General features: G+C 43.7%; 14 protein-coding genes. All 14 read right to left on the bottom strand.

Annotated elements, in window-relative coordinates; genetic code table 11:
• Positions 1-30: 30 nt before the first annotated feature.
• Entirely contained in the window at positions 31-1,128 is a 1,098-nt protein-coding gene (gene nusA / locus AC3WTJ_RS23345) for a transcription termination factor NusA (protein WP_157321183.1), read from the bottom strand.
• A gap of 36 nt (positions 1,129-1,164) precedes the next feature.
• On the bottom strand, positions 1,165-1,629 hold the full coding sequence (rimP, locus tag AC3WTJ_RS23340; RefSeq protein ID WP_309491758.1) for a ribosome maturation factor RimP: 465 nt from the start codon (positions 1,627-1,629) through the stop codon (positions 1,165-1,167).
• A gap of 219 nt (positions 1,630-1,848) precedes the next feature.
• The gene (locus tag AC3WTJ_RS23335; RefSeq protein WP_492523856.1) at positions 1,849-6,159 is read right to left on the bottom strand and encodes a PolC-type DNA polymerase III; all 4,311 of its coding nucleotides are present in this window, start codon (positions 6,157-6,159) and stop codon (positions 1,849-1,851) included.
• 68 nt (positions 6,160-6,227) lie between these two features.
• Entirely contained in the window at positions 6,228-7,676 is a 1,449-nt protein-coding gene (proS, locus tag AC3WTJ_RS23330; RefSeq protein ID WP_407867730.1) for a proline--tRNA ligase, read from the bottom strand.
• Between the two features lie 22 nt (positions 7,677-7,698).
• Entirely contained in the window at positions 7,699-8,958 is a 1,260-nt protein-coding gene (gene rseP / locus AC3WTJ_RS23325) for an RIP metalloprotease RseP (RefSeq protein WP_407867731.1), read from the bottom strand.
• 172 nt (positions 8,959-9,130) lie between these two features.
• Entirely contained in the window at positions 9,131-10,276 is a 1,146-nt protein-coding gene (locus AC3WTJ_RS23320; protein WP_492523855.1) for a 1-deoxy-D-xylulose-5-phosphate reductoisomerase, read from the bottom strand.
• 24 nt (positions 10,277-10,300) lie between these two features.
• Positions 10,301-11,095, bottom strand: a complete 795-nt coding sequence (locus tag AC3WTJ_RS23315) for a phosphatidate cytidylyltransferase (protein WP_157321193.1) — start codon at positions 11,093-11,095, stop codon at positions 10,301-10,303.
• An 85-nt stretch (positions 11,096-11,180) separates the two neighbouring features.
• Positions 11,181-11,954, bottom strand: coding sequence for an undecaprenyl pyrophosphate synthase (uppS, locus tag AC3WTJ_RS23310; protein WP_492523854.1), 774 nt, complete (start codon positions 11,952-11,954; stop codon positions 11,181-11,183).
• A 64-nt stretch (positions 11,955-12,018) separates the two neighbouring features.
• Positions 12,019-12,573, bottom strand: coding sequence for a ribosome recycling factor (frr, locus tag AC3WTJ_RS23305; RefSeq protein ID WP_492523853.1), 555 nt, complete (start codon positions 12,571-12,573; stop codon positions 12,019-12,021).
• Between the two features lie 3 nt (positions 12,574-12,576).
• Positions 12,577-13,302 (bottom strand): UMP kinase, encoded by a 726-nt coding sequence (pyrH, locus tag AC3WTJ_RS23300; RefSeq protein ID WP_127451020.1) that lies wholly within the window; start codon positions 13,300-13,302, stop codon positions 12,577-12,579.
• Between the two features lie 87 nt (positions 13,303-13,389).
• The gene (gene tsf, locus AC3WTJ_RS23295; RefSeq protein WP_157321198.1) at positions 13,390-14,040 is read right to left on the bottom strand and encodes a translation elongation factor Ts; all 651 of its coding nucleotides are present in this window, start codon (positions 14,038-14,040) and stop codon (positions 13,390-13,392) included.
• Positions 14,041-14,151: 111 nt separating this feature from the next.
• The gene (gene rpsB / locus AC3WTJ_RS23290; protein WP_127451023.1) at positions 14,152-14,850 is read right to left on the bottom strand and encodes a 30S ribosomal protein S2; all 699 of its coding nucleotides are present in this window, start codon (positions 14,848-14,850) and stop codon (positions 14,152-14,154) included.
• A 238-nt stretch (positions 14,851-15,088) separates the two neighbouring features.
• Positions 15,089-15,595, bottom strand: a complete 507-nt coding sequence (locus AC3WTJ_RS23285) for a hypothetical protein (protein WP_492523852.1) — start codon at positions 15,593-15,595, stop codon at positions 15,089-15,091.
• Entirely contained in the window at positions 15,588-16,157 is a 570-nt protein-coding gene (locus AC3WTJ_RS23280) for a hypothetical protein (RefSeq protein ID WP_492524033.1), read from the bottom strand. The genes AC3WTJ_RS23285 and AC3WTJ_RS23280 overlap by 8 nt, the downstream gene beginning before the upstream one ends.
• Positions 16,158-16,184: the final 27 nt, after the last annotated feature.

Below are 16,184 nucleotides of genomic sequence, written 5' to 3'. Positions count from 1 at the left end.
TCCGATCACCCCTTGCTTCCAAACAAAAACTTAATCGATACTGACTGAATCTTGATGCATTTCTTCTGTATAAGTTTTCACTCGGCCAAATTCTTGTTCCGCTTGTGTTTCACTCTTAATGTCGATTTTCCAGCCTGTCAATTTAGCTGCCAGGCGAGCATTTTGCCCTTTGATACCAATGGCTAATGATAGTTGATAGTCTGGAACAATGACGCGTGCCATCTTTTCATTTTCATGAATTTGAACTTCAAGAACTTTGGAAGGACTTAGCGCATTGGCCACATACTCTTCCACGCTTTCCATCCAACGAACGATGTCGATTTTCTCGCCGCGCAGTTCAGTAACAATCGTTTGAACACGTAACCCTTTGGGTCCAACACAGGAACCTACCGGATCTACCTCAGCATTGCGTGAGTGAACAGCGATTTTGGAACGGAATCCTGCTTCGCGGGCCACGGAACGAATTTCGACGACACCGTCAAAAATTTCAGGAACTTCAAGTTCAAACAGACGTTTAAGCAAACCGGGATGTGTACGGGACAAAATAATTTGCGGCCCCTTAGTCGTATTCTCCACTTTGGTGATATACGCTTTAATCCGATCGCCTTGTTTAAATTTGTCTGTTGGCATAAGTTCTGTTAAAGGCAGCACAGCCTCCACTTTACCTAGATCAACATAAATGTTGCGTTGGTCTTGACGCTGAAGAATACCCGTAACAATATCTTCCTCTTTGTCAATAAAAGCATTGTAAATTAGTCCACGCTCAGCTTCACGAATACGCTGTGTTACAACCTGTTTGGCTGTTTGAGCAGCAATTCTACCAAAATCGCGAGGCGTTACTTCAATTTCAACAATATCTTCCAGTTGATAATTTGGATTAATTTCACGCGAAGCGTGGAGCGAAATTTCCAATCTTGGATCGAGCACTTCCTCAGTTACGGTTTTGCGTGCAAATACCTTAATGAGACCCGTATGACGATTGATATCTACGCGCACATTTTGCGCGGTGTTGAAATTACGCTTATAACTTGAAATCATCGCTGCTTCAATTGCATCGATAAGTAACTCTTTAGAGATACCCTTCTCACGTTCAATTTCCGACAGCGCTTCGATGAAATCCGTGTTCATTTGAACTGAGTCCCCCCTTTCAATAAGTAACGGTCACTAAAAAACGATAGCCAAACGAGCGCTTGCTACCTTAGTGAACGGAATAGTAACTTTCTTTTTGCCAATTTCAATGATGAGATCTTGTTCGTCAAAGGATACCAGCAATCCTTCAAACTCCTTGGAGCCCTCGATCTGCTCGTAGGTCGTAACAAATACGTGACTGTTCACGGCCTTGTAATAATCTTGCGTCTTCTTCAATGGACGTTCAGCCCCTGGTGAAGAAACCTCCAAGAAATATGCATCAGCAATCGGATCTTTTTCATCCAATTGAACACTAAGGTATTCACTGATACGGCCGCAATCATCTATATCAATTCCGCCTTCTTTGTCAGCGTAGACACGAAGGAACCAATTGCTGCCCTCTTTGACATATTCAATATCCACGAGTTCAAATCCATTTTGTTCAATGAAATCCTTCAGCATGTCCTCTATGACGGATTTGATGTGTGCTTGTGTAACCACAGATAAATGTACCTCCTAAATTGACTTTCCCCTAGTCATAACCCGAAAAGTCCTATATCAAAATGTAAAGAGTGGGTTTCCCCACTCTTTAATCACAAGATGATATCCTCATTATTGCCAATAAAAATTATACCATAACCAATCTTTGCATTACAATAGCAAACTTGTTAATGATTTTCACTTGACAGCTAACTTCTCTATTACACTATGCAATGAAATTTAGAATAGTGACAACTGATTCGATTCCGGCATACCTCGGAAACATCCCATCGACGATAACAGCTCGATCACGGTTTTGGAAGCTTTCGAACGATTCTGGAAATCCTCGATGGAGAGGAAATCGCCTTCGTCCTTGGCAGCCGCAATATTCTTCGCTGCGTTCTCGCCGATACCTGACATGGCGGCAAATGGAGGAATCAATGTGTTGCCATCAATCGTAAATCGCGTTGCATGCGAACGGTAGATATCAATTGGCTTGAAGCTGAAACCACGAGACGTCATCTCTAGCGACATCTCCAGGATGGAGACCATGGCCTTTTCTTTTGGTAGCGCCTGGAAACCTTTTTCTTCAATTTCAATCAATCGTTTCAAGATAGCGTCATACCCTTGGCAGAGCAATTCGAGATCGAAATCGGCCGCACGAACACTAAAGTAAGTAGCGTAGTAAGCAATTGGATGATATACCTTGAAGAATGCAGTACGAACAGCGGAAATAACGTAAGCAGCAGCATGCGCTTTTGGAAACATATATTCAATCCGTTCACAGGACTCAATATACCAAGCAGGCACATTGCACCGCTTCATCTCTTCTTTCCACTCGTCCGTTAAACCTTTACCTTTACGCACACTCTCGGTAATTTTAAAGGCTAAGCCCGCATCCATTCCTGCTTTATAAATTAAGAATAACATGATATCATCCCGACATCCAATTACGGTCTTAATATTGCATATTCCTTTTTTAATCAGTTCTTGAGCGTTCCCCAACCAAACGCCTGTTCCGTGCGAAAGTCCGGAAATTTGCAGTAAGTCGGCAAACGAGCTCGGTTGCGTTTCCTGGAGCATCTGGCGCACAAATTTCGTTCCCATTTCCGGAACGCCATATGTAGCAACCGGTGAACGAATCTGATCCGGGGTTACGTTAAGCGCTTCTGTGGAGTTAAAAATACTCATCGCTTTAGGATCATTCATCGGAATGGTTGTCGGATCAATCCCCGTCAAATCCTGCAGCATCCTCATCATCGTCGGATCGTCGTGTCCGAGAATATCTAGTTTGAGCAAATTAGCGTCGAAGGCGTGGTAGTCAAAATGAGTTGTTTTCCATTCTGAATTCTTATCATCTGCTGGGTATTGGACTGGCGTAATGTCATCAACTTCCATGTAATCAGGGACTACAACAATTCCCCCTGGATGCTGCCCTGTGCTGCGCTTAACCCCAGTACAACCGGCAGCCAACCTATTCAGCTCAGCGCCTCGCCACTTCTGGCCCTGCTCTTCTTCATATTTTTTCACAAATCCGAAGGCTGTCTTCTCCGCAACTGTACCAATGGTGCCCGCACGGAAAACACATCGCTCACCGAAAATTTCTTTCGTGTAATTATGGGCAACCGGCTGATACTCACCAGAAAAGTTCAAATCGATATCGGGGACTTTATCCCCTTTAAAGCCTAGGAATGTTTCAAAAGGAATGTCGTGTCCGTCTCCTCTAAGGTTCCCACCACAATCGGGGCATATCTTGTTAGGGAGATCGAACCCACTCGGAACGCTACCGTCCAGGAACCATTCACTGTGCTGACAAGAAGCACAAATATAATGCGGAGGCAGCGGATTAACCTCAGAAATCCCAAGCATCATGGCAACTACGGAAGATCCGACAGATCCCCTTGAACCTACGAGGTAGCCGTCTTTATTCGACTTTTTAACCAATCGTTCAGAGATCAAATAGTTCGCAGAGAAACCGAATTTAATGATTGGAACAAGCTCTTTTTCCAACCGGGCAACGATCACCTCTGGAAGCTCATCGCCATAAATATTTTTCGCCGTAGAGTAACAGGTGTTTCGAATTTCATCGTCCGCACCTTCAATAATTGGCGTAAACAATTTATCCGGGAAGAGCTCAATCGCTTCGAACCGATCTGCCAGTTCATTCGTGCTGCGAACAACAACCTCAAAGGCTTTCTCTTCGCCCAAAAACTTAAACTCTTCCAGCATCTCTTTGGTGGTGCGGAAGTGAGCATCCGGCTTCTTCATCGATTTCAGCGGACTAAACCCAGTAATCCCGTTAATCGTAATGTCCCGGCATACTTTCTCCCGAGGATGCAGATAATGCACATTGCCTGTCGCAATGACCGGCTTGCCTGTTTTATAACCGATTTCACAGACGCGGCGTACTGCATTCTCAAGGTCCTCCACACTGCCGACAAGCCCTTTTTCAACCAAATGCATATTGTAACTGACCGGCTGGATTTCCAAAATATCATAGAACTCTGAAACTTGTTCAGCTTCTTCAATTGTTTTATTAAGAACAGCCTCAAAAAACTCGCCTTTTTCACAACCGGAAGTGATAAGAAGCCCTTCTCTAAATTGGACTAACACGCTCTTTGGAATCGTAGCGCCTCTTTGTAAATACGTTGTATGCGATAAAGAGATAAGTTTAAATAAGTTCTTTTTGCCAATCGCGTTAAGCGCATAGATGCAGCAATGGAAAGGTCGCTGATTCGACAAATCTTTGCCTACGTAATCATTTAGCTTAGCGAGACTCGTTATTTGTCGATCATTAGCTTCATTAATTAAGTGATAGAGCACAAATCCTAAGGCAATGGAGTCATCAATCGCACGGTGATGATTATCTAAGCCCACCTTGAATTTATCGGATAAGGTATTCAATCGGTGATTCTTCATGGATGGGAACAAAAATCTCGCCAGTTCCAATGTGTCTACTACAGTGTTGGTCACCTCCGGCAAACCCATCCGCTGCAAATTGGCTTGAAGGAAACCCATATCAAAGCGCGCATTATGAGCTACAAGCACGGAATCGCCGATAAAATCTATAAACTTCGGAAGCTCCACCTCAATATCAGGAGCTCCTACCACCATGTCATCTGTAATATTCGTTAATTGCTGAATGTTATAAGGGATTTTCTCATGCGGATTAATGAACGTTGCAAAACGGTCGATTTCCTTGCCATCCTGCATTTTAACTCCGGCAAGCTCGATGATACGGTTATTCGTAACGGATAGACCGGTGGTCTCGACGTCGAAAATGACATATGTCGCCTGTTTCATGTCCAAATCCCTGCCATTCATGACGATTGGCACAGAGTCATTGACTACGTTAGCTTCAACGCCGTAAATCACTTTAATTCCGTGTTTTTTGGCGGCTTTCCCTGCATCAGGGAAACATTGAATATTGCTGTGGTCCGTAACGGCAATGGCTTTGTGGCCCCATTTAGCCGCCATTTTCACATATTGATCTATAGGCGTTAATGCATCCATCGTACTCATCGTCGTATGCAGGTGGAACTCAACACGCTTCTCAGCGGCATCATCCATGCGATCTTTCGGCGCCATCACTTCAGTCAAATCGTTTGGAATCATTACGAGTTCAGGGATTTGCATGAATCGGTCATATTCAACTTTGCCTCTGGCTCTGATCCATGTTCCGTTCTGAAGCAAACTCATAATCTTCACGTCATCTTTGGTTTTCGCGAAAACTTTCATCGCCATTGAATCTGTAAAATCCGTTACGTTAAAGCTATACAACGTGTTACCATTTCTTAATTCCTTAACCTCTAAGCCGAATACCGTTCCTTGAACCGTAATTTTCTTCTCTTCTTCTTTAATATCCTTCAGGGGAGTCGGTACTTCCTTGATCTCATACCCCATTACAAGCTTCAAATCATCCGGCAAAGAAGATTCTTCTTCTTCTTCCATGTCAATCGACATCATGATTTCTTGTGTAATCGTCTTTTCGCTTTGCTCACGCTGCTTGGCAAACTTTTCATATTCCGTTTCGACATCGGCCGAATCGCTGATCGCATATTTAACCGTCAATTCCGTTTGGAAATAGTTATGGAAAAAGTCTCGAATGAAGGTATCAATATTCTTTTTCTTCGCAAGCTCCAGACCAATCGCATCCAGCATAATGAGGGATAGGACTTGCCCTTGCACTTCAAATTTAGCTTTAGCCATCCAGCCATTAATGGACGGTACTTCGCGCTGCAGCCATTCCATAAATAAGCTCCAGTATTCATCTACCAAAGCAGCCGGCTCCGCCCCTTCAAACTTCCAAATAAAACGAATCTTCGCGATTTGCGCGAATTTTTCCTGAATCATTTTACAAAAAGAGCGGTAAATGTTCTGAGGCACTAAGTCATTTTTCACCAAATAAAAAGTCCAGTCGCGGTTCTTCCGACTAATCTCTACTTGATCGATATAGCCTTCTGTAAAAAATGATCGCACGATATCGGCAGGAATCTCAGCTTGCTGCATCAAAAGCTCAAAGCGATTCCGTTTATCCGCCAAATTACTCATGAACAGCCTCCCCATAAAAATACGAAGGGCAATGGATGACTTGCCTCCATTTGCCCTTATTGTAGTAATTAGTAACTGCGGCCAAATACGACCGTATGTTTCGCAGCATCGCCGCAAACCAAACATGTTGACTTCGTTTCTGTAGGTGTGAAAGGAATATTACGGCTTGTCGCACCTGTTTCTTGCTTCACCTGTTCCTCGCATGCATTGGAGCCGCACCATCCAGCTAAAGCAAAACCACGTTTTGTTTCCAGGAAAGTTTTGAATTCATCGATAGAATCCACGGCAATGTAATGCTCGTCACGGAACTGCTTGGCTTTATCATACATCTGCTGATGAATCTCAGCAAGTAAATTTTGAACTTCTTCGACAAAATTCGCTTGTTGCACGGTTTTCTTCTCTCCACTTACTCGGGAGACAAGAACAACCTGCCCGTTCTCCATATCACGTGGTCCCAATTCAACACGAATCGGTACGCCGCGCATTTCATATTCATTGAATTTCCAGCCAGGGCTTTGATCAGCGCGATCGTCCACTTTCACGCGGACACCTGCTTTTTTAAGATCAGCGTACAACTCGTCTACCCGTGCAATGACTTGATCCCGCGTTTTTGGAGGACCGATTGGAATCATGATAACTTGCGTTGGAGCGACTTTTGGCGGAAGAACCAAACCTCTGTCATCTCCATGAACCATGATCAGCGCCCCGATTAGACGCGTACTTACGCCCCATGATGTGGTGTGCGCAAATTGATGCTGATTCTCGCGATCCAGGAATTTGATATCAAAAGCAACAGCGAAATTCGTACCCAAGTAGTGAGAGGTGCCGGCTTGTACAGCTTTTCCGTCTTTCATCATCGCTTCAATCGAGAAAGTATCAATTGCCCCAGCGAATTTCTCAGAAGGCGTTTTCTGGCCAACAATGACCGGAATAGCCAAGAAATCTTCCGCAAATTGACGATACACGTCTAACATTTGCATCGTTTCACGGCGTGCATCCTGCTCATCCTCATGTGCCGTGTGCCCTTCTTGCCATAGGAATTCAGTTGTACGAAGGAATGGCAACGTACGTTTCTCCCAACGAACCACATTCGCCCATTGATTAATCAGCAAAGGCAGATCGCGGTAGGAGTTGATCCATTCGGAGTACATATGTCCAATCATCGTTTCGGATGTAGGGCGAATCGCCAAACGTTCTTCCAGCTTCTCCCCGCCTGCTTCTGTAACCCAAGGCAGTTCCGGATTAAAGCCCTCTACATGCTCTTTTTCCTTTTGGAAAAAGCTCTCTGGGATAAATAAAGGAAAATAAGCGTTCCGATGTCCTGTTTCTTTGAACTTGCTGTCCAATTCGCGTTGAATGTTTTCCCAAATTTCGTAGCCGTCCGGCTTAAACACGATACATCCGCGTACCGGAGAGTAGCTCATCAGATCCGCTTTTTTGATCACATCTATGTACCAACGGGAGAAATCTTCTCCCTGTGGTGTAATCTCTTTTACAAACTGCTTATCGTTTGACATAAACCCTCCTAGATCATTAGAACTATCCCTTAATTAAACGTAAAATATCATTATACGTTACAGCTACCATAAGCAGCATAAGCAGCGCAAACCCAACAAAATGAACCATACTCTCACGATTCGGATCAATTGGCTTGCCCCGAAGCGCCTCCAGTCCCATGAACAATAATCTGCTTCCATCCAAAGCAGGGATCGGCAGAAGATTAAATATCCCAAGATATAAACTTAATGTAGCCATCCACGAGAGAAAAACAGTGATTCCCATTTGCGCAAATTGGGCAGAAACTTGAGCTGTTCTAACCGGACCGCCTAAATCATCAAGTTTAAATTGCAGCATCACTAGCTTCTGCAGACCCGTTACGATTCCGATTGTTGTCCCAACAACTTGCTCATAGGTTCCAGTTATTACTTCACTAAATGAAGCACTTCTCCGGTCTCCTGAGATCACAACACCTAGTTTGCCTGATCCGGCTTCCGTTTCTGGTGTTACTTGCAGAGTCAGCGGATTCCCTGAACGGTCAATGACCCAAGTCATTGGCTTTCCAGCTGATGATTGAATCGTCGTTACCAACTTCTCGCGGTCGCTGCCAATCGGCTGATTATCTATCGAAATGATAATATCGCCTTTTTGCAACCCGGCCTTCTCTCCTGCCTTACCCGCAAGCACGGAATCCAGCTTTACATTCGTAAAGACACCGGACATGATGGCAACGATTAAGAATAACACGATCGCCAAAAGAAAGTTCATCACAGGTCCCATTACAATCGCAATCGCCCGCTTACCAACGGTTTTCGATCCGAATTGCCGATCATACGGTGCAATCTGTGTTTCAACTCCCTTGGTAACCATCATCGCTTCTCGGTCGACGGGATAGGTTACTCTTTCTCCATCCACATCGAGTGAAACTTGAAGTGTTCTTTCAAGATCAATATGTTCCACAACACCCAAAATGACATTGGAGCGACGGTCTAATTGATCGAGAAAAAGGGAGGACACTTCATTTTGTTTATTTAATTTAATAGCAATGGTTTGTCCAGGGTTCACTTGAACAATTTCCGGATCTTCTCCGGCCATACGAACAAAACCGCCGATGGGCAGTAAGCGAAGCGTATACCGAGTTTCCCCTTTTTTATATGAGAAAATCTTGGGTCCAAAACCGATGGCAAACTCTCTAACTAAGATGCCTGCGCGTTTTGCAAAGTAAAAATGACCCCATTCATGAATCGATACAAGAATGAAAAACATCAAGATAACTTTCAATCCAACTTCTATGGCTGACAAGTCGTATTTCCTCCTTCATGGACAGCATGTTCTTAGATTACCATTATTGAACCGCTGAATACAAGCTATGCCTGTTTAGCACAGTATACGGCAATGGAGAATGAATTAGACGTACCTGCAACCAGAGAAAAAAAGAGCCGAGCCACACTCACTGACTTAAGCTCTTAACACATTAAAATTGAATAAACTCCGCATACGATCTAGCCCACAGGTCCTGTTCATGTATGAGCTCCAGCGAAGGATTGGCATATGACTCATGCTTTTGAAGAGCTGCTTCAATGACTTGCTCGATTTGTAAAAACGTAATTTCCCCTTTGAGGAAACGAGCTACGGCAATCTCATTGGCAGCATTGAAAACCGTCGGTGTCGTTCCACCTTGTCTTCCGCTCTCATATGCCATTCGCAAACATGGATACCTGGTATAATCCATTTCGCGGAAGTGCAGTTTGCCAATTGCAGCCAGATCAAGCTTCTTGGTCGGTGTCACGAATCTGTCAGGATACGTTAAGGCATATTGAATTGGCACGCGCATGTCCGGATTTCCTAGCTGAGCAATAATGCTGTTGTCAACAAACTCAACATAGGAGTGAATGACACTTTCCGGATGAATCAACACATCAATTTGATCATAGGAAAGGTCGAATAACCAGTGCGCCTCAATGACCTCAAAACCTTTATTCACCATCGTGGCTGAATCGATTGTAATCTTTGCTCCCATCGACCAATTCGGATGCTGTAGAGCTTGTTCAACTGTAACGCCTTCTAACTCTGCGCGAGTACGATCACGGAAAGAACCACCGGATGCTGTTATCGTAATTTTGGAAACCTGCGCAATGTTCTCGCCATTTAAACATTGATAAATCGCTGAATGCTCACTATCAATAGGCAATACAGCGACACCTTTTTTACGTACAGCTTCGGTTACAATGTGCCCTGCACTCACTAAAGTTTCCTTGTTGGCAAGACCGATGTGTTTACCAGCATCAATGGCAGCAAGGGTGGGTTTTAAACCTTGACTTCCTACCAGTGCAGTAACAACTAAATCAGCTTCTGTCGCCGCGGCTACTTCAATTAGGCCTTCTTCACCATATACAATCTTCGTCCCTGCCGGCACGTTCAGCTGAACCTCATGCGCCAACTCCTTCGTTGCAACGGAGACGAGTTTCGGTTTAAACTGGTTCACTTGCTCGATCAATAACTTTGTATTATATCCACCAGATATAGCTTCAACTTGAAATTTCTCTGGGGCGTGTTGAATGATGTCTAAGGTCTGTGTACCGATAGACCCCGTTGATCCTAAAATGGCAATCCGTTTCATGACTAAGCACCTCGCCCATGACAATTACATAGGTATTATTCCGATCAAATAAACAAATGGAAACACAATTAGCCAACTATCCATCCGATCCAGCACACCGCCGTGACCGGGGAGTAATGTTCCCGTATCTTTGATTCCTTTAACACGCTTATAGGCAGACTGAATCAAGTCCCCTACTTGTCCAACAACAGCAATAATAAAACCAAGAGCCAGCGCTTTGCCAAAACCGAGTAAATCCGGAGCAAACCAAGCGAATATGAACGCCGCGATCATCGAGATGACAACGCCGCCTATAGCGCCTTCAATTGATTTCTTAGGGCTAATTTGCGGCCACAGAAGATTTTTGCCCAGTTTGGAGCCAACGAAATAGGCGCCTGAATCGGAGGCCCATATACAAACGAAAACAAGGATTGTCCAAAACAAGCCATGCTCCGCTAAACGTGCTGCAATCATATAATAGAAGCCAAAAGCAATATAGACAACGCCTAACAATATGACCGAAACCTGATCGATGGTAATTTTATTTTTCGAAGCTACCGTTATAAATAGAAGAATAAACATAGCAAACCAGATGATCGCACTTGTAGAAATTGGAGAAGTGATTCCGACGAATTTCCAAGGTATTGTTATGTACAACAGTGCAATTAATCCAACAGCGCTTGTTAACTTATACTTCATGTAGCCATTCATCTGCAAATATTCGCGGTAACCAAGAATCGAGAGCAAAACGATTAATCCGGCATACCAGTAACCACCTAAAACTAATAACGTAATAAAAACGAGCCCAGCGATAACGCCTGTGACGATCCTTTGTTTCAAGTTGAATCCTCCTAGATGAACAACTTCAAATCCGGCAGGAATTCGTTAAACAACCGTACCGTTTAGGAGAAATCGAAAGGATCTCTTACAGCCCTCCGTATCTTCTCCCACGGCGTTGGTATTCCGCGATGGCCTGCAAAAATAAAGATTCTGTAAACTCCGGCCAATAAGCCTCAGTAAACCAAAGCTCTGAATAAGCCAATTGCCACAACAGAAAATTGCTAAGTCTCAACTCACCGCTCGTGCGAATTAACAAATCGGGATCTGGTAGATCTGAAGTAAGCATATACGATGAAAAACGAGTCTCGTCCAGCTCTTCGGTCTGCAGCTTGCCGCTTTGAACATCACGAATCATATCCTGCACACCAGCAATCATTTCTTTACGTCCACCATAGTTTAAGGCAAAGTTCAAAATGAGTCCTGTATTATTTTTCGTCCGTTCGATAGCGCCCTCTATCGCGTTTAGCGTATAGTCAGGCAAACCATCCTTCCAACCTGTCATGCGGATACGGACATTATTCTCGATCAGCTCTTCAATTTCCAAAGGAAAAAACTCTTGGGGAAGCTTCATTAGAAATTCCACTTCTTCCTTGGGCCTCTTCCAATTTTCTGTTGAAAAAGCATACATCGTCAATACTTTAACACCGATCTCATTAGCTGCCATCGTAATTTTCTTAACATTCTTCATGCCGGAATGGTGCCCGGCTACACGCGGCAAGCCTCTTTGTTTTGCCCAGCGGCCATTTCCGTCCATAATGATAGCGACATGCGCTGGCACTTTGTCCAATTCAATTTCTGGTCTAGCTGTAGATGCTTGCTGATCTTTTATTCCAAACCATTGCTTAAATCGCTTGAGCACTGTTGTTCCTCCCAACTAGGGAAAGATGAAAAACCCCCAGCGACTACCCGGGGGCATATCTATCTTATACTTCCATGATTTCTCTTTCTTTAGCAGCCAAAACTTTTTCAACTTCAGCTACGAATTTATCCGTAAACTTCTGGATGTCTTCCTGATGTTTACGCGACTCATCTTCAGAGATCCCTGCTTTTTCAAGCTTTTTGATCTCATCGTTCGCATCGCGACGAATATTGCGAATCGCTACTTTGGCTTCTTCGCCGAATTTTTTCGTCATTTTAACGAGATCCGTACGACGCTCTTCGGTTAGAGCAGGAATGACAATACGAATAACAGTTCCATCATTGGATGGTGTCAGTCCTAAGTCAGACTTCATGATTGCTTTCTCTATCGAGGACATGGAGCTTTTGTCCCATGGTTGAATAAGCAAAGTACGTGAATCAGGCGTTGTTAAATTCGCAAGTTGATTCACCGGTGTCATTGCTCCGTAATATTCTACTTGAATACGATCCAACAAAGAAGGCGTAGCACGACCTGCACGAAGTGTAGTCAAGTCTCTTTTCAGTGCGCCGATGGCTTTATCCATCCGGTCTTCTGCGTTCTTTTTCACTGCTTGTGGCATCGATTAGACACTCCCTTTAACTGTAGTCCCAATTTTCTCGCCAAGGACCACTCGTTTGATATTCCCTTTTTCTGTAATGTTGAACACCACCAACGGGATGTTGTTATCCATACATAGGGAAGAAGCGGTGGAGTCCATGACACCTAAATTATTACTGATAACTTCCATATACGTCAACGTTTCGAATTTCTTAGCTGTTGGATCTTTGAATGGATCTGCGGAGTAAACGCCATCCACTTTATTTTTGGCCATGAGAATAACTTCCGCTTCAATTTCAGCTGCTCTCAAAGCTGCTGTCGTATCTGTTGAGAAGTATGGATTCCCTGTACCTGCTGCGAAGATAACAACTCTCGCCTTTTCCAAGTGACGAATTGCTTTTCTACGAATATAAGGTTCAGCTACTTGCTGCATCGTAATGGAAGACTGAACTCTTGTTGGCACATCAATATTTTCCAATGCATCCTGCAGGGCCAAGGAATTCATGACGGTCGCAAGCATCCCCATATAGTCTGCTGTTGCACGATCCATGCCTTTTTCACTGCCGGCGATTCCACGCCATATGTTACCGCCACCTACTACGATAGCGACTTCCACGTTCAATTCAACAACGTCTTTCACTTGCTGGGCGATGGAGGTAATGACTTCTGAATCAATGCCGTACCCTTGCTGTCCTGCCAGAGCTTCGCCGCTCAATTTGAGCACTATTCTTTTATAAAAAGGTTGACCCAACTTATATAACCTCCGTTTCCATGCATAAACAAACTTATTGGCTAAAAAAGAAGGAACACCAAGTGTTCCATCTTTTTGAAAGAGCTATTATAGTTTAACTTGGGACATAACTTCTTCAGCGAAGTTTTCTTGTTTTTTCTCAAGACCTTCACCAAGACCAAAACGTACGAAACGACGAATCGAGATGTTTTCGCCGATTGCAGCAATTTTCTCGTTCAACAATTGATCGATTGTTTTGTCTGGATCTTTAACGAATTGTTGCTCCATTAAGCAGAACTCTTCGTAGTATTTGCCAATACGGCCTTCAACCATTTTTTCAATGATTTTTTCTGGTTTGCCTTCATTAAGCGCTTGGTTGCGAAGAATTTCTTTTTCTTTCTCCAAAGCTTCTGTTGGCACTTCTTCACGACGAACATAAGAAGGGTTAGCCGCTGCGATGTGCATTGCGATATCTTTGCAGAAAGTTCTGAATTGCTCTGTTTTACCTACGAAGTCAGTTTCACAGTTGATCTCAACCAGAACACCAACTTTACCTCCAGCGTGAATGTAAGACTCTACTGCGCCTTCAGTAGCGATACGACCTGCTTTGTTAGCTGCCGCGGAAAGACCTTTCTCGCGAAGCAATTCACCAGCTTTTGTGATATCACCATTTGCTTCTTCAAGCGCTTTTTTGCAATCCAACATACCTGCGCCTGTTTTTTCACGTAATTCTTTCACTTGTGCTGCTGTAACTGCCATTGAAAGAAACCTCCCGTTTGTGGTTTGATATGTAACGCCTTTGCTTACTTTAAAAAAAGGGTGGTGACAGGCTGTTACACCTTCCAACCACCCTTTTCCCATTCCTATAAATTAAGCTGTTGTTTGTTCGCCTTGGTGTGCTTCGATTACTGCGTCAGCAATTTTCGCTGTAAGCAATTTAACTGCACGAATCGCATCATCGTTACCTGGGATCACGTAGTCGATCTCGTCCGGATCACAGTTTGTATCAACGATACCAACGATTGGGATACCCAATTTACGAGCTTCTGCAACAGCAATACGCTCTTTACGTGGATCGATAATGAATAGTGCGCTAGGCAGGGATTTCATGTTTTTGATTCCGCCCAAGAATTTCTCAAGACGCTCTTTCTCTTTACGGAGAATGATAACTTCTTTCTTAGGTAGAACTTCGAATGTACCGTCCTCTTCCCATCTTTCAAGAGTTTTCAAACGGTCAATACGTTTTTGAATCGTTTGGAAGTTAGTAAGCGTACCCCCCAACCAACGTTGGTTGATGAAGTACATTCCGCAACGTTCTGCTTCTTCAGCAACGGAATCTTGAGCTTGTTTTTTAGTTCCTACGAAAAGGATTGTACCATTATCTTCAGATACGGATTTAACGAAGTTGTAAGCTTCCTCAACTTTTTTAACCGTTTTTTGTAGATCGATAATGTAAATTCCGTTTCTTTCTGTGAAAATGTACTTGTCCATTTTCGGGTTCCAACGACGTGTTTGGTGACCGAAATGTACGCCAGCTTCTAAAAGCTGTTTCATGGAGATAACTGCCATCCCCAATCCCTCCTCTAAAATGGTTTATTTGGTATCCGCCGCCTGTCGCATCTTTGTATAAAACTTACCAAAGTAAGCACCAATATACAAATTGACTGACGTGAGTTTTTAACACCGTGAATAAATATACCACAACTCAAATCCCTATGCAACCTTTTGTCGATTTCGTATTTTCCCCTGATAATAGGCATGTTTCAATAAAAAAAGACCTCAAAATAAAGATCAATTTGAGCGTCTACTACTGGGATGTTATGAGATTCGACACAACCTGCTGCATATCCAATTGCCCTTCAAACACGTGAAAGCCAACTTGCAATTTGGTGTTTCCGCCTTGCTTTTGGAGTTCAGCGGCAAATGCTTTGCGGTCTGTAATCAGACCGGATTTCACGAGAAGCTCGCCAACAGCGGTTGCATCAAGATTTGGCTGTACATAAACAACCGTTCTAACAACGGTCTCCGTTTTAAGCTGATCTTGAGGCTTAGCTGCAGCTAGCTTGTCCGTTTCTTCTTTCACCTTTTTTTGAACTGAAGAATCCACTTCCGCTTGCGTATACATTTTAGTGCCTAAATCAAAAACTTGATAGTATTTAGCGGCTTCCTCTTTCAACTTCTGAGGATCCATTTCGTCAAGAGCTAAGCCCGATTTACCCGGTGCGCTTGCCCGAACGGACATCACTTGGAGCAATAAGGCCCCGACGATGATCCCAGTCCCAATTCCTAAAAGATACGAACGATTTTTAAGCACGGGTCATCTCCTCCTGTCGGGAAAGCTGCAAGATCAAACTAACCTCGCCTTTATTCATTCCTAATTTCTTAGCGATAGCTTCAACGCCTTTTCCTTGATCGTGTAGAGAAAATAGCTCTGAATATCGGCTTTTCATGCTCAAGCCTGTATAAACCGGTTCTTCTTCATCAACAACGGATTCTTCAACCAAAGTTAGGGGTTCTCCCGCGGCAGCCTGTTGCCCGACCTCTAAATCAATCGTAGATATTGCAGCTGAGTTTCCTTGATCTTTGAAATGCACTTTGGTCAATTCTTGAGAAAGCTCATGTTTCTGCTTCTCCAGGGTTTCAAGCCTGCCTGCCAGCTTCGCGAGTTCAACCTCGTAATCTTGTTTCGTCTTCGAAAAAAGATCCAGCAGCGATTGATTTTGCTCATCCATCTCTGCGGCAAAGTGTTCTATCGTTTCCTCAATTTCTTGAACGACTGTCATCTTGCCGGAAGCAGCCATTTGTTCCTTAGGCAGAAAACGTGCATAAACGATCACGACCAATCCTAAAAGTACGACATACATCCACGGCTGCATAGCCACTTAAGTTCACCTTTTTCTTTA

The organism is Paenibacillus sp. FW101-FHT12H11 (assembly GCF_058790355.1).
The sequence above is the reverse complement of the archived record's forward strand: the minus strand, read 5'-3'. Positions and strand labels throughout refer to the sequence as shown.

Bases quoted from the DNA above. Each gene is read 5' to 3' on its own strand.
- nusA (WP_157321183.1), bottom strand. From the start codon at position 1,128: ATGAACACGGATTTCATCGAAGCGCTGTCGGAAATTGAACGTGAGAAG.
- AC3WTJ_RS23335 (WP_492523856.1), bottom strand. From the start codon at position 6,159: ATGAGTAATTTGGCGGATAAACGGAATCGCTTTGAGCTTTTGATGCAG.
- proS (WP_407867730.1), bottom strand. From the start codon at position 7,676: ATGTCAAACGATAAGCAGTTTGTAAAAGAGATTACACCACAGGGAGAA.
- AC3WTJ_RS23320 (WP_492523855.1), bottom strand. From the start codon at position 10,276: ATGAAACGGATTGCCATTTTAGGATCAACGGGGTCTATCGGTACACAG.
- frr (WP_492523853.1), bottom strand. From the start codon at position 12,573: ATGCCACAAGCAGTGAAAAAGAACGCAGAAGACCGGATGGATAAAGCC.
- tsf (WP_157321198.1), bottom strand. From the start codon at position 14,040: ATGGCAGTTACAGCAGCACAAGTGAAAGAATTACGTGAAAAAACAGGC.
- rpsB (WP_127451023.1), bottom strand. From the start codon at position 14,850: ATGGCAGTTATCTCCATGAAACAGCTTTTAGAAGCTGGCGTACATTTC.
- AC3WTJ_RS23280 (WP_492524033.1), bottom strand. From the start codon at position 16,157: ATGCAGCCGTGGATGTATGTCGTACTTTTAGGATTGGTCGTGATCGTT.